The following is a 13,545-nucleotide window of genomic DNA, read 5'->3' as shown; positions in this document are numbered from 1 at the left end:
CCGGAGCCCTTGGTGCCGCCGCTGCCGGAGCCCTTGGTGCCGCCGCTGCCGGAGCCCTTGGTGCCACCGCTGCCGGAGCCCTTGGTGCCGCCGCTGCCGGAGCCCTTGGTGCCGCCGCTGCCGGAGCCCTTGGTGCCACCGCTGCCGGAACCCTTGGTGCCACCGTCCGGATCCACCGTGGTTACGCTCTCGGATGTCGTTGCGTACTTGCCAGCGAGGTTCTGATCATACCATTCGCTGTGCGAGTCGCCTTCGACGCCGCCGTTGTGATACGAGGTGCTGGTGCTTCCGGATGAAGTCCAACTGCTGTAAAAATATGACATTTCAATTTCCTTCTAACGTTCCCCCGGCAGCAGCCTCCGCGGAAGCGCCTGGCCCTCAATGTGGCGGGATTGGACAGGAGGACGCAAAACTTTCGTCTGAAAAGTGTTTTAAATCTGTCCGTTGTCGTTGGTCTGGACTGCAATGTCCGGCGCGTTCGGAAACTGTTTCCTCGACGGCGTCAGTGCCGATGACGGCACAGGGCTGACAAGGCCGAATCAAGGCGGCGCCCTTGCAACGCTGATCTTGAAAATCCGTCGCGGTTTTTGCGGTTCAGCGCGCCGCCATGCGGATGGCGCCGTCGAGCCGGATAACCTCGCCGTTCAGCATCGGGTTGTCGACGATGTGGCACACAAGTGCGGCATACTCTTCGGGTTTTCCCAGACGCGGCGGGAACGGCACCTGCTGGCCAAGCGATGCCTGTACCTCTTGCGGCAACCCCTCGAGCAGCGGCGTCAGAAACAGCCCCGGAGCGATGGTACAGACCCGGATTCCCGACGGCGCCAGATCACGGGCCATCGGCAGGGTCATGCCGACGACTCCGCCTTTGGAGGCCGCATACGCCACCTGACCCACCTGCCCCTCATAAGCTGCGACACTTGCGGTCAGCAGGATCACCCCACGCTCGCCGTCCGTGCCCTGTGGCGGGTTCCGCGCCATGTAGGCCGCCGCCTGCGAGGCAAGGTTGAAGGTTCCGATCAGATTGATCCCGACCACCCTGGCAAAGACCGTCGGATCATGGGCCGCGCCGCGCGAAACCGTCTTGGCCGCCGGGGCGATCCCGGCGCAGTTCACCACCACATGCAGGGCGCCGTGCACCTGCCACACCTGATCCAAGGCCGCCGCCACAGAGTCAGGATCGCTGACATCCACCAGCGCAAACTGCGCGCCCAGTGACGCGGCCTGCGCCGCACCCCGGTCCGCGTCCAGATCAAACAGGATGACCTGTGCCCCCGCCTGCGCCAGCGCCCGCGCCGATGCGGCCCCGAGACCGGAGGCCGCGCCACTGACCACCACCACTGTATTTCTGTCGACCCGCATCAGACCCCCGCATGTCCGTCACTTGCCTGCGCAGGCCCGGTTCCGGCTGCCACCAGCCGGGCGTGTCGCTCCGCAGCATCCCTGTCTTGCACGGTTATCACACAACCGGAACCGGGATGCCTGTGATCTGGACAGCGCTAAAAATTCTCGCTTCGGGACGTACCCTCTCCGGACGACAGCCGCGCACCCCTTGGATCCCAACAAGAAACGCCTGCCGGGCGCTGACCCGGCAGGCGTCGATCCGTCAACCGTGACGTCACTTAGCGGCGGCGACCGCCCGCTTGGTCAACACACCCACCAGATGCGCCCGATAGGCAGCCGATCCGTGCAGGTCGGCAATCATGTCATCGGCGGACGCAGACAGCCCCTCCAGCGCACTGGGCGAAAAGTTCGACGCCAGTGCGGCTTCGGCTTCGGTCCAGCGGAATACGCCGTTGTTGGAGGCGCCGGTCACCGCGACGCGGACGCCATCGGCAAACTTGGCAACGAACACGCCCACCAGCGCAAAGCGCGATGCGGGCTGCTCGAACTTGATGTAGCAGGATGCCTGCGGGACCGGGAATTTCACCTCGGTGATGATCTCGCCCTCCTCCAGAGCAGTGGTGAACATACCCTGAAAGAAGTCATCCGCCGCAATCTCGCGCGTGTTGGTGACAATGGTGGCCTTCGACGCCAGGGCCGCCGCCGGATAGCAGGCCGAGGGGTCATTGTTGGCCAGACTGCCGCCAATGGTGCCACGATTGCGCACCGCCGGATCTCCGATGTGGGCGGCCAGCCCTGCCAACCCGGGATAGTTTGCCGCCACCTCTTTGGCGACCACACCATGCCGGGAGCCACCGCCGATGCACAGCAGACCCGCGTCGTCGGTGCGGATTCCCTGCATCTCGGCAATGCCGGTCAGACTGACCAGAACCGAGGGTGACGCCAGCCGCTGCTTCAGCGTCGGGATCAGTGTCTGCCCCCCTCCCAGCGCCTGGGCGTCTTCGCGCCCCAGGGCCGCAACCGCATCGGCGATGGATGTGGGCCGTTCAACTTCAAATGCATACATGTCTTTGTCCTCCAGTACAGAGATGGCCCGTGGCCTTCCTCTGCCCTAAAATTTCCTGAACGGGACCTGGGGGTAAACCCCCAGGTCCCGCCCTGTCCGTCAGCCCTGCATCGCGGCCCAAACGCGGCTTGGCGTGGCCGGCATGTTGATATGCTCGACCTTGTGCCCGCCCGAGTTCAGCGCGTCCAGCACCGCGTTGATCACTGCCGGCGGCGATCCGATGGCCCCGGCTTCGCCGCAGCCCTTCACCCCCAGCGGGTTGTGCGTGCAGGGTGTCTGGCACGAATGATCCACCGCATAGAACGGCACGTCGTCGGCGCGCGGCATCGCGTAATCCATATAGGACGCGCTCAGCAGCTGACCGGTTTCCGGGTCGTAGGCGCAATTCTCGAGCAGCGCCTGCCCGATGCCCTGGGCAATGCCGCCGTGCACCTGACCGGACACGATCATCGGGTTGATGATGTTGCCAAAGTCATCCGCTGCCGAGAAACGCTCGATCGTCACCTTGCCGGTTTCGGGATCAAGCTCGAGCTCGCAGCAGTAAGCCCCCGAAGGATAGGTGAAGTTGCTCGGATCGTAGAACGCCGTCTCTTCCAGGCCCGGCTCGATGTCCTCGAGCGGATAGTTGTGCGGCACGTAGGCCGCGAGGGTCACATCCCCCCAGGCCACCGACTTGTCCGTGCCCGCAACGGTGAACTGCCCGTTCTTGAGCTCGATGTCGGCTTCGGACGCTTCCATCAGATGCGCCGCGATCTTCTTGGCCTTGTTGATGATCTTTTCGGTCGCCCGCACCATCGCCGAACCACAGACCGCAAGGCTGCGCGAACCATAGGTGCCCATGCCGAACGGGATTTTGGAGGTATCGCCATGCACGATGTCGATCTGGTCCTCGGGAATCCCGAGCATTTCGGCGACCACCTGCGGGAATGCCGTCTCGTGACCCTGACCGTGGCTGTGCGCCCCGACCATGACCGAGATCGATCCCGTGGCGTTCACCCGCACCGTCGCCGCGTCGTAGAGACCGGCGCGCGCGCCCAACTGGCCGACAAGTTTCGACGGTGCGATGCCGCAGGCCTCGATATAGCAGTTCACACCCAGACCGCGCAGCTTGCCGTTCTTTTCGCTCTCGGCGCGGCGGGCGGCAAACCCGGCGATGTCGGCAATCTCTTCGAGCTTGTCCATCGTCGCCACGTAATCGCCGGTGTCGTATTCCACCGCCACAGGCGTGGCATAGGGGAACTCGGTGATAAAGTTCTGGCGCCGCAGCTTGATCGGATCCACACCCAGTTCACGCGCCGCCTTGTCGATGACACGCTCGATCTGGAATGTCGCCTCGGGACGTCCCGCGCCGCGATAGGCATCGACCGGCACCGTGTTGGTGAACACCGCCTTGACGTTGGTGTAGATAAGCGGAGTCTTGTAGTTCCCGGCCAAAAGCGTGCCGTGCAGCCAGGTCGGCGTGCAGGAGGCGAAGGTCGACAGATATGCGCCCATGTTCGCATAGGTCAGGCAGCGCAGCGCGGTAAAGTTGTTGTCCGCATCCAGCCCCAGTTCGATCTTGGTGACGTGATCGCGGCCTTGCGCATCCGACATGAACGCTTCGGAGCGCGTCGATGTCCATTTAACCGGCCGCTGCACCTGGCGCGACGCAAAGGTGCAGAACGCCTCTTCGGCATAATGGAAGATCTTGGTGCCGAAACCGCCCCCGACGTCCGGAGCGACGACACGCAGCTTGTGCTCGGGGATGCCCAGAACAAAGGCGCCCATCAGCAGGCGGATCACATGCGGGTTCTGGCTGGTTGTGTGCAACGTGGACATGTCGTCCGAGCGGTTGTATTCGCCCACGGCAACCCGCGGTTCCATCGGGTTGGCCACCAGACGGTTGTTGACCAGTTCCAGCGTGGTCACATGCGCAGAGTTGGCAATCGCATTGTCCACCGCTTCGCGGTTCTCTTCGACAAAGCCCCAGTCAAAGCACAGGTTGTCAGCCAGATCGTCGTGTACCTTGGACGCGCCGGACTCCAGCGCCTTTTTCATGTCCACTACGGCGGGCAGTTCCTCGATGTCGACCATGATCGCTTCGGCCGCATCGCGCGCCTCGGCCAGCGACTCGGCCACGACGGCGGCGATCGGGTCGCCAACGTGACGGACCTTGCCCTGTGCCAGAACCGGGTGGGCCGGCTCTTTCATCGGCTGACCATGTTTGTCGGTCACCAGCCAGCCGCAGGGCAGACCGCCGATGCCTTCGAAATCCTTGCCGGTGAACACCCGCACCACGCCCGGCATGGACTCGGCCGCGGACGTGTCGATGCTGGTGATCCGCCCGTGCGCCACATCCGAGCGCAGGAAATGCACATAGGTCTGGCCATAGATGTTGATGTCGTCGGTATATCGTCCATTGCCGGTCAGGAAACGGACGTCCTCGCGCCGCTTCGAGCTGGCACCAATGCCGGTATCTTTTGGCATGTTATTCCTCCCTTTTGGCGGGCCGGACCCGCCGTGATCCCTGAATTATTCCGCCGCGACGGACGCGACGTCCTGGCCGCTGGCCGCCATGATCGCCTTGATGATGTTGTGGTATCCGGTGCAGCGGCAGATATTGCCCTGCAAATACTCGCGGATTTCCCGCTCGCTCGGCTTGGGGTTGTCCTTGAGCAGCGCCGTGGCGCTCATCACCATCCCAGGTGTGCAGAACCCGCACTGCAGGCCATGATAGTCCTGAAACGCCTGCTGCACGGTGTTGAGCGAACCATCATCGTTGGCCATCGCCTCGATGGTCGTGACCTCGGCGCCATCGGCCTCGGCGGCGAACATCGTGCAGGATTTCACCGCCTCGCCGTTCACATGCACCAGGCACGCGCCGCACTGGCTGGTGTCACAGCCCACATGCGTGCCGGTCAGCCGCAGATCTTCGCGCAGGAACTGCACCAGAAGCGTGCGCCCCTCAACCTCGCGGCTCACGGATTTGCCGTTCACCTTCATCGCTACTTTCGCCATGAATCCCTCCCGTTGGATTGTCTGTCTCTGTTTTCAATCAATTCGTATGCAGCGTGCAAAATCCTGTCGCCGCTTCCTGGCCGTGCCCGGACCCGGCTCAGGACACCAGCCGCTTGAACCAGCCTTTTTTCTTGCCGTCGTCGGTTTCCGGCGCGGCGTCCGGATCTGCAGGACCTTCCACGGCCTCCTGAAAGTTCTGGAAAAACTTGTCGGCCATGTTCTTGGCAAAACCGTCGATGATGCGGCTGCCCAGTTGCGCAAGCTTGCCGCCGACGCTGGCCTCGACGTCATAGGTCAGCAGAGTGCCGGTTTCAGACGGTGCCATCGTCACGACCGCGCCGCCCTTGGCAAACCCCGCAGCGCCGCCCTTGCCTTCACCGCTCAACTTCAGGCTGTGCGGCTCGTTCATGTCGGAAATGTTCACCTGACCTTTGAAGGTCGCCTTAACCGGCCCCACCTTCTGGGTCACGGTAGCCTCGAAGCCCTCTTCGGCGTTACCGGTCATGTCCGTGCAGCCGGGCACGCAGGCCTTCAGCACTTCGGGGTTCAGAATTGCCGCCCAGACCACCTCTGGCGCGGCCTTGATCTCTCGGGAATCGCTCATCTTCATGGGTGTGGTCCTTTTCTCTGGTCGCAGCCTATGCAGTCTGACACATCGGTTGTATTAGACCAATGGCCTACGACCATGGCCCCACAGGACACCGCCCCCCACAGGAGATTGCCCGCATGTCACTGCAGTCGGATTCAGACCGCAAACCGGTTGTCGCCGTCACCGGCGCCAGCCGTGGCATCGGCCATGCCATCGTGCGGCATTTCTACCGCAATGGCTGGGACGTGATCACCCTGGCACGCACCCCGTTTTCCGAGATCTGCCCCTGGGCCGACGGCATCGTCCAACACCTCAAGGTCGATCTGGCCGATACCCAGTCGGTGCTGAATGCTGCCGCCGATCTCAAGAAGCTACTGAACGGGCGTGGGCTGAATGCGCTGGTGAACAACGCCGGCATCTCGCCCAAAGGGCCGGACGGTGCGCGAATGAGTGCGATCGACACCCCCATCGCCACCTTTCTTGACGTCCAGCACGTCAACCTGGTGGCGCCTTTCATCCTGTGCCAGGAGTTGCTGGCGCCACTGCGTCAGGCCGGTGGTTCGGTGGTGAACATCTCGTCCATCGCGGCGGCCCGGGTGCATCCCTTCGCCGGTGCGGCCTATGCCATTTCCAAGGCCGGCCTCTCGGCCTTTACCCGCGAACTGGCGCATGAGCTGGGCAACTCCGGCGTGCGGGTCAACACCGTGGCACCGGGGGAGATCCAGACATCCATCCTGTCCCCCGGGACGGACGAGCTGGTCGAGAGCCAGGTGCCGATGAAACGTCTGGGCCGACCAGAAGAAGTCGCCGAAGTGGTGTATTTCCTCGCCAGTCCGCTGTCGTCCTACGTGACTGGCACCGAGATCCCGATCAATGGCGGCCAGCACACCTGACTCGGTTTCGGGCCTGCTCGACGCGGCACCGTCGCGGCGCGGCGCGCCGGTCGTTGTCGCTGCGCCGAAAGTCGCGGTTCCGGCAGCGGATTTCAGGTTTGCCAAACGCCAGCCCACCACTATGCTCTGTCTCAGCGAGCGGGTCGCGGATGAATGCAAGAACGCGTGCAACCCCCTGACCTCACATGGGAATGCGTGATGAGCACAGGTCTTTCGGTCACTTCGGTCAGCTACAGCTACGGGGCAAAACAAGCGCTGCGGGATGTTTCGTTCGACGTCGCCCCGGGGCAGTTCGCCGCTCTGCTCGGCCCGAACGGCGCCGGAAAATCAACGCTGTTCTCACTGCTAACCCGGCTGTTCACCACCCGTGAGGGCAGCATCCGGATCGCCGGTTTCGACATGTCCCGCACCCCCCGGCAGGCGCTGCAGAAAATGGGCGTGGTGTTCCAGTCGCAGACCCTCGACCTCGATCTCACCATCCGCCAGAACCTCAGCTATTTCGCGGCTCTGCACGGCCTCTCGGGGCGCGAGGCGCAACAGCGCATCAACAGCTCCCTCGACCGCCTGCAGATTCTGGAGCGGGCCGGAGAAAAGACCCGCGACCTGAACGGTGGTCACCGGCGCCGGACCGAAATCGCCCGAGCCCTGATCCACGCCCCCTCGGTGCTGTTGCTGGACGAACCCACGGTCGGCCTTGATGCGGCCGCCCGCCAGTCGATCACCGACCATGTGCACAGGCTCTGCGCCGACGAAGGGCTTACCGTGCTCTGGGCCACCCATCTCACCGACGAGGTGTTTGACACCGATCAGCTGGTCGTGCTGCATCAGGGCCGTATCCTTGCGCAGGGACCGAGCGCCACATTGCGCGGGGATACGCCCCTGAAACAGTATTTCCTGCAGACAACCGGTATTGCCGCGTGATGCGTATCCCGTTCCTGGCCCCGCGATGACAGCCTATCTCACCGCCCTGCGCGCCATCGTCCTGCGCGAAGCCCTGCGGTTCGTGCACCAGCGCGAACGGTTTGTCGCCGCCCTGGTGCGCCCGCTGGTCTGGCTGCTGGTCTTTGCCGCCGGTTTTCGCGCCGCCCTCGGATTGTCGATCCTGCCGCCCTATCAGACCTATATCACCTACGAGACCTACATCGTCCCCGGTCTCTGCGGCATGATCCTGCTGTTCAACGGCATGCAAAGCTCGCTCAGCCTGGTCTATGACCGCGAAACCGGCTCGATGCGGCTGTTGCTGACCGCCCCCCTGCCGCGTGGCTGGCTGCTGTTCTGCAAACTGCTGGGCAGCACGATGATCTCGATCCTGCAGGTCTACGCCTTTCTGCTGATCGCCGCCCTGTTCGACATCACGATGGAACCGCTGGGCTACCTTGCGGCACTGCCGGCACTGCTGATTTCGGGCCTGATGCTCGGCACCCTCGGCCTCGCGCTCTCGAGCTTCATCAAACAGCTGGAAAACTTTGCCGGCGTGATGAACTTTGTCATCTTCCCGATGTTCTTCCTCAGCTCGGCACTCTATCCGCTGTGGAAAATGGCCGAAAGCAGCGCACTGCTGCGCGACATCTGCGCCGCCAATCCCTTTACCCACGCGGTCGAACTGATCCGTTTCGCGCTTTACACCCAATTCAATGGCTGGGCGCTGCTCTGGACCCTGCTGGCCACCGTCCTCTTCATGGCGCTGGCGCTCTGGGGTTACGATCCGGCGCGCGGCCTGATCAACCGCAAGGGCTGAACCGAGCGCCACACTGCCCGGCCCGCATCATCTTCGGGAAATAATATCCTCGGGGGGTCTGGCCTCTGGCCAGGCGGGGGCAGACTGCCCCCTCGACAGCGGTCAAAGTCACCGCGCCCTGAACAATCCGCCCAGAATACCGCGCACAATCCGCCGCCCGGTGGTGCCGGACAATTCCTTCATCACCATCCGCCCCATCGCCTCGCCAAAACTGTCATCCTCGGCGCGCCGGGAAGGCGCTGTCCGCTTTGGCTGTGACGTCGAGCGCCCCACACGTGTGCCGGAATACCGGCGCCCGGCGCTGTACTCGCGCTCTGTCGCCGACACGTCGTCCTGCCGCGCCTCGGCCGCCTCGGCCGCCTGCGCCGCCGTGTCGGCCCGCGCCTTCAGCATCTCGTAGGCCGAGACCCGGTCCACAGGCTGCGCATACCTCGCCCCCAGATCCGACGCCGCAATCAGGGCCGCCCGCGCCGCGGCCTCCAGCGGTCCGAGCTGCGAGGACGGCGGCCGGATCAAGGTCCGCTGGACCACCCCCGGCACGCCCTTCTTCTGCAGCATCGACGTCACCGCCTCGCCGACACCCACCTCGCGAATCGCCGCCTCGGTGTCAAAATCCGGGTTCTCGCGATAGGTCTCGGCGGCCATGCGCAATGCCTTGCGGTCCCGCGCGGTAAAGGCGCGCAACGCGTGCTGCACCCGGTTGCCCAGCTGGCCCAGGATATCCTCGGGGATGTCGTCGGGATTCTGGGTCACGAAATACACCCCCACCCCCTTGGAGCGGATCAGCCGCGCCACCTGCTCGACCTTGTCGACCAGCGCCTTGGGCGCGTCGTCAAACAACAGGTGCGCCTCGTCAAAGAAGAACACCAGCCTTGGCTTGTCCGGATCGCCGACCTCGGGCAGTTCCTCGAACAGTTCGGACAGGAGCCACAACAGGAAGGTCGCATACAGCCGCGGCGAGGCCATCAGCGTATCCGCCGCCAGGATGTTGATCTGGCCGCGCCCGTCCGCGCCGGTGCGCATCAGGTCGGCCAGCGCCAGCGCCGGTTCTCCGAACAACTGCGCCCCGCCCTGATTCTCCAGCACCAGCAGCCGCCGCTGGATCGCCCCCACGGACTGCACGGAAATATTGCCATAGCGCAGGGACAGGTCGGCGCGGTTTTCGCCGACCCAGACCAGCAGCGCCTGCAGATCCTTGAGATCCAGAAGCGGCAGCCCCTGTTCGTCCGCCAGCCGGAACGCAATGTTGAGTATGCCCTCCTGCGCCTCGGACAGCTCCAGCAACCGCGAGATCAGCAACGGGCCCATTTCGGCCACGGTGGTGCGCACCGGATGACCCTGCTGACCATAGAGATCCCAGAAGGTCACCGGAAATGCAGCGTAGGTATAGTCGTCAAATCCGATTTTCGCAGCGCGTTCGGTGAACGGCGCGTGCAGCTTGGCCGCAGCAGATCCCGCAGCGGCAAGACCGGACAGGTCGCCTTTGACGTCCGACAGGAACACCGGGACGCCAGCGGCAGAAAACCCCTCGGCCAGGATTTGCAGGGTCACCGTCTTGCCTGTGCCAGTGGCGCCAGCGATCAGTCCGTGGCGATTGGCGTATTTCAAGCTCAGATATTGCTTTTCCGCGTATTGCGCGCCACCGCCACCAACAAATATCGCCTCATCCATGGCCCGTGTATCCCTTTCGTTCTGAATGTACGGCGCGAACATACTCTTTTAACCGGGTTCTGTCAGAGTGAAATGCGTCCGGTGCCACATGTCCTCTTTGACGCCGGGCAAATGACCTCCCTGTCAGACTGCCGCGCCTCTGGGCGCGGCCTTTTTCGGCTTGCCGGATAAACACGCCCGACAAAATTGACAGGATGTATAACGGGTTAACGGGATCTATTTCGTCCTTTTTCACCCATTGGATGAGTCACCTGCCGCCCGAACCTCTGTTTCTATACATCCAAGGCTGTTCTGACCGTCAAGCAGACCAAATTCTTGAAAATACCCTGTTGACCGTTTCAATCAGTTCTCGTAGCGTCCGGTTCATAAAATAGTCGGCCGGTCCGACAGGGAGAGAAAATGGGGAAGGGGCCGAAAGGCCCCTTTCCTTATTTTACAGAGCTGTATCGCGCAGAATTCCGCCGCCGCCCCGGCAAGGTTGCGCAATTTGCGCCTGACACCGCATCCCTCTCATGGTAACCGCCTGACATAATGCTGACCGGGCTCGAGGAGCTTACCTTATGACACGATCCATTCTTCTTCTCTCCACACTGGCGGTGCTGGCGGCACCTCCGTCCTGGGCGCAGGACACTGCCACCCCGGAAGCTGCCGCCCCGGCGACAGAGGCCGCCCCCGCGGCAGAGGCCGAGACTTCCGACACCCCCGAAGCGGTTGTGATGCCGTCCGACAGCGTGCTCGACACCGGCGAACCCGCCGACGCGGCCGCACCGGGTGCCACCAACCGGGCGCAGAACGACGGCACCTATACCAAGACCAAGTCCGGTGCCTGGGACGTCCAGTGCCTGAAGGTTGAGACGGGCGACGAGCCCTGCCAGATGTATCAACTGCTCAAGGACAGCCAGGGATCCAATGTTGCCGAAGTCAGCCTGTTCAAGGTCGCCGGAGGCGGTCAGGTGGTTGCAGGGGCGACTTTCGTCGCACCGCTGGAAACCTTGCTGACGCAGAAACTGACCATCGCCGTCGATACCGGCGCTGCCAAGCGTTATGATTTCTCGTTCTGCACACAGGTGGGATGTTATGCGCGGGTTGGCTTTACCGCCGCCGAAGTTGCCGCGTTCAAGGCCGGTGCCAATGGCAAGATCACCATCGTGCCCGCCCTCGCTCCGGACCAGAAGGTCGAAGTGACCATGTCGCTTAGCGGCTTTACCGCTGCCTTTGACCAGATCACGGCGCTCAAGCAGTAACACGGCAACGGCCGGGACACCTGGGTGCCCCGGCCGTCAGCCCCCGGCCATACCGTCCAGTACGGCCCGCGCGGCGCGAATGCCCGGCGCCTCGCCCCCCAGCCCCAGCCGTTCCATCGTCAACGACATGGCCCGAGCCTGATCCTGCGGTGCATCGAGAACCCCAAGCAGTGCCTGCGCAATCGGTCCGGGCAGGCAGTCCTTGCCGATGAATTCCGGAACCGCCCGGGTTTCCGACACCAGATTGACCAATGTCACCGTGTCGACCTTCAGCAGGCGACCGATGATCTGGCGGCTGATCCAGTTCATGTCATAGGCGATCACCATCGGCGTGCCCGCCGCGGCGAGTTCCAGTGACACGGTGCCCGAGGCCGCAAGCGCGAGATCCGCAGCCGCGAACGCACTGCGTTTTTCCCGGGCCGCATTTGTTTCGCTGTCACGCGGGTCCAGAACGATCGGCTGGCCCGGCCAGTTCGCCACCAGTTCCTGAACCAGCCCGGCCACCGGAACCGCCGCAGGCAGAACAAAGCGCAGATCCGGCCGTTCCTGAACCAGAAGGCGCACCACTTCGCCAAAGACCGGAGCAAGCCGCAGCACTTCCGAACGCCGCGACCCCGGCAGCATCAACATCACCGGCGCCTCGCCCAGGCCGTGGCTCAGGCGAAACCGCGCCACATCCGCCATGTCCGCCAGAGGATCGGTCACCACCGGATGCCCGACAAAATCGCAGCGCATCCCCGCCGCTTCCATATAGGGCGGCTCGAAGGGGAACAGCGCCAGCACCTGATCGACATGCGACGCCATCTTGGCCGCCCGCCCCGGACGCCAGGCCCAGACCGTGGGCGCAACATAGTGCACCACCCGCACGTCACAGGCGGCCTTGACCAGCCGCGCCACCCGCAGGGAAAATTCCGGCAGGTCAATGGTGATCAGGACATCCGGCTTCTCGGCAATCACCGCCTCGGCCGTTTCCTGAATCCGACGTTTGAGCGCGCGGTACTGTGACAGGATTTCCGAGATCCCCATGACCGAAATCTCGTCCATGGAAAACAGGCTTGTCAGCCCCTCTTCGGCCATCAACGGTCCGCCGATACCGCGAAAGCGCAGATCCTCGGGGCCGATTTCATACAGACCCTGCATCAGCGCGGCCCCCAGCTTGTCGCCCGAGGGCTCTCCGGCGATGACAAAGACCCGCATCATTTTGCTCCGTTTCGAGACCACAGAAAGAGCCCTGCCCGGTCGAGCGCCGCGACGACTCCGGGCTGATCCAGCACAATCACGCTGTCAGCCTCGATGACAATGCCGCCCAGCCCGGCCCGGGCCACCGCCGCCGCAGTCTCGGGGCCGATGGTCGGCAGATCCGCGCGCCGGTCCTGCCCGGGCTTGGGCGCCTTGAACAGAATACCACGTCCGGGGACGGAATGCTCTGGTCTGTCCCGGGCCAGCGCCGCCAGCATCGCATCTGTGCCGGCCTCGCCCTCGGTGGCCAGCACCTGTCCGGCAACCACCGCGCAGGCCTGTCCCAGGTCCGCGCGGGCCATGGACACAAGTGCGCTTTCGCCCGCCCGCGCGTCCAGTTCCGTCTCTGCGGGCGGTGACAGCGTCGTGGGTGTTCCCGCCGACATCAGCAGACCGGGCGCCGCATGATGCGCCGCCAGCACCTGGAGTCCGTCGGATTCGATCAGGCCGATCACCGCCCGCAGCGCGCCGTCGTCCCCGGCGCGCAATGCGTCGCGCAGCACCGGCACCAGCGGCATGGTGGCTTCGTCGATCCGGGTCAGATCGATTTCCGGACGGCGGATCGCACCGCACAGACACACCTGTCGGATACCGCGACGCCGCAGCTCTTCCAGCAGGCTGCCCAGGGTTTCGATCCGGAAGGTGACGTCGACCGCCAGCCCGTCAGGCGCGTAACCATCCAGCGTGCAGACCAGGGGTGGCATCGACTGCGCCCTGGCAACTGCGGCCGGCAGTGCTCCCCGCCCTGCGATCAGCGCCAGCAT

At 64.0% G+C, this 13,545-nt stretch carries 13 protein-coding genes; 4 read left to right on the top strand and 9 right to left on the bottom strand.

Features of this window, described 5'->3' with window-relative positions:
• From FOY53_RS23050 to FOY53_RS09505, 6 genes are all read right to left on the bottom strand, one after another.
• Positions 1-323, bottom strand: a 323-nt coding sequence (locus FOY53_RS23050) for a hypothetical protein (RefSeq protein WP_186766558.1), incomplete at its 3' end; no start/stop codon positions are given.
• A gap of 271 nt (positions 324-594) precedes the next feature.
• The gene (locus FOY53_RS09525; RefSeq protein ID WP_146588143.1) at positions 595-1,362 is read right to left on the bottom strand and encodes an SDR family oxidoreductase; all 768 of its coding nucleotides are present in this window, start codon (positions 1,360-1,362) and stop codon (positions 595-597) included.
• A 256-nt stretch (positions 1,363-1,618) separates the two neighbouring features.
• Positions 1,619-2,410: an FAD binding domain-containing protein gene (locus tag FOY53_RS09520; protein ID WP_146588141.1), complete on the bottom strand. Its 792-nt coding sequence runs from the start codon at positions 2,408-2,410 to the stop codon at positions 1,619-1,621.
• Between the two features lie 99 nt (positions 2,411-2,509).
• Complete coding sequence (locus FOY53_RS09515) at positions 2,510-4,876, bottom strand: xanthine dehydrogenase family protein molybdopterin-binding subunit (protein ID WP_146588139.1); 2,367 nt, start codon at positions 4,874-4,876, stop codon at positions 2,510-2,512.
• A 45-nt stretch (positions 4,877-4,921) separates the two neighbouring features.
• Complete coding sequence (locus tag FOY53_RS09510) at positions 4,922-5,407, bottom strand: (2Fe-2S)-binding protein (protein WP_146588136.1); 486 nt, start codon at positions 5,405-5,407, stop codon at positions 4,922-4,924.
• Between the two features lie 97 nt (positions 5,408-5,504).
• Complete coding sequence (locus FOY53_RS09505; protein ID WP_146588133.1) at positions 5,505-6,017, bottom strand: SRPBCC family protein; 513 nt, start codon at positions 6,015-6,017, stop codon at positions 5,505-5,507.
• Positions 6,018-6,133: 116 nt separating this feature from the next.
• Here FOY53_RS09505 and FOY53_RS09500 point away from each other — a divergent pair, with 116 nt between their 5' ends.
• The 3 genes from FOY53_RS09500 (at position 6,134) to FOY53_RS09490 (ending at position 8,627) form a co-directional block, all read left to right on the top strand.
• Positions 6,134-6,889, top strand: a complete 756-nt coding sequence (locus FOY53_RS09500) for an SDR family NAD(P)-dependent oxidoreductase (protein ID WP_146588131.1) — start codon at positions 6,134-6,136, stop codon at positions 6,887-6,889.
• A 198-nt stretch (positions 6,890-7,087) separates the two neighbouring features.
• The gene (locus FOY53_RS09495; RefSeq protein ID WP_146588129.1) at positions 7,088-7,810 is read left to right on the top strand and encodes an ABC transporter ATP-binding protein; all 723 of its coding nucleotides are present in this window, start codon (positions 7,088-7,090) and stop codon (positions 7,808-7,810) included.
• A gap of 25 nt (positions 7,811-7,835) precedes the next feature.
• Positions 7,836-8,627, top strand: a complete 792-nt coding sequence (locus FOY53_RS09490) for an ABC transporter permease (RefSeq protein ID WP_146588127.1) — start codon at positions 7,836-7,838, stop codon at positions 8,625-8,627.
• 108 nt (positions 8,628-8,735) lie between these two features.
• Here FOY53_RS09490 and FOY53_RS09485 read toward each other — a convergent pair whose 3' ends face one another.
• A complete protein-coding gene (locus FOY53_RS09485) occupies positions 8,736-10,298 on the bottom strand; it encodes a helicase HerA-like domain-containing protein (protein ID WP_146588110.1) in 1,563 nt (520 codons plus the stop codon).
• Positions 10,299-10,858: 560 nt separating this feature from the next.
• Between FOY53_RS09485 and FOY53_RS09480 the strand changes: the two genes are divergently transcribed.
• Positions 10,859-11,542 (top strand): invasion associated locus B family protein, encoded by a 684-nt coding sequence (locus tag FOY53_RS09480; protein WP_146588108.1) that lies wholly within the window; start codon positions 10,859-10,861, stop codon positions 11,540-11,542.
• A gap of 36 nt (positions 11,543-11,578) precedes the next feature.
• Here the strand turns inward: FOY53_RS09480 and lpxB are convergent, their stop codons facing one another.
• Entirely contained in the window at positions 11,579-12,739 is a 1,161-nt protein-coding gene (lpxB, locus tag FOY53_RS09475) for a lipid-A-disaccharide synthase (RefSeq protein ID WP_146588106.1), read from the bottom strand.
• Positions 12,739-13,545 carry an LpxI family protein gene (locus tag FOY53_RS09470; RefSeq protein ID WP_146588104.1) on the bottom strand — a complete coding sequence of 269 codons (807 nt, stop codon included), beginning with the start codon at positions 13,543-13,545 and terminating at the stop codon, positions 12,739-12,741. The genes lpxB and FOY53_RS09470 overlap by 1 nt, the downstream gene beginning before the upstream one ends.

The organism is Puniceibacterium confluentis (assembly GCF_007923445.1).
In the GTDB taxonomy this organism is placed as follows: domain Bacteria; phylum Pseudomonadota; class Alphaproteobacteria; order Rhodobacterales; family Rhodobacteraceae; genus Puniceibacterium; species Puniceibacterium confluentis.
This window is presented reverse-complemented; position numbering and strand designations above follow the sequence as displayed.

Coding starts and splice junctions, on each gene's coding strand:
- FOY53_RS09505 (WP_146588133.1), bottom strand. CDS start 6,017: ATGAAGATGAGCGATTCCCGAGAGATCAAGGCCGCGCCAGAGGTGGTC.
- lpxB (WP_146588106.1), bottom strand. CDS start 12,739: ATGCGGGTCTTTGTCATCGCCGGAGAGCCCTCGGGCGACAAGCTGGGG.
- FOY53_RS09495 (WP_146588129.1), top strand. CDS start 7,088: ATGAGCACAGGTCTTTCGGTCACTTCGGTCAGCTACAGCTACGGGGCA.
- FOY53_RS09500 (WP_146588131.1), top strand. CDS start 6,134: ATGTCACTGCAGTCGGATTCAGACCGCAAACCGGTTGTCGCCGTCACC.
- FOY53_RS09510 (WP_146588136.1), bottom strand. CDS start 5,407: ATGGCGAAAGTAGCGATGAAGGTGAACGGCAAATCCGTGAGCCGCGAG.
- FOY53_RS09520 (WP_146588141.1), bottom strand. CDS start 2,410: ATGTATGCATTTGAAGTTGAACGGCCCACATCCATCGCCGATGCGGTT.
- FOY53_RS09525 (WP_146588143.1), bottom strand. CDS start 1,362: ATGCGGGTCGACAGAAATACAGTGGTGGTGGTCAGTGGCGCGGCCTCC.
- FOY53_RS09490 (WP_146588127.1), top strand. CDS start 7,836: ATGACAGCCTATCTCACCGCCCTGCGCGCCATCGTCCTGCGCGAAGCC.
- FOY53_RS09470 (WP_146588104.1), bottom strand. CDS start 13,545: ATGCTGGCGCTGATCGCAGGGCGGGGAGCACTGCCGGCCGCAGTTGCC.
- FOY53_RS09480 (WP_146588108.1), top strand. CDS start 10,859: ATGACACGATCCATTCTTCTTCTCTCCACACTGGCGGTGCTGGCGGCA.
- FOY53_RS09515 (WP_146588139.1), bottom strand. CDS start 4,876: ATGCCAAAAGATACCGGCATTGGTGCCAGCTCGAAGCGGCGCGAGGAC.
- FOY53_RS09485 (WP_146588110.1), bottom strand. CDS start 10,298: ATGGATGAGGCGATATTTGTTGGTGGCGGTGGCGCGCAATACGCGGAA.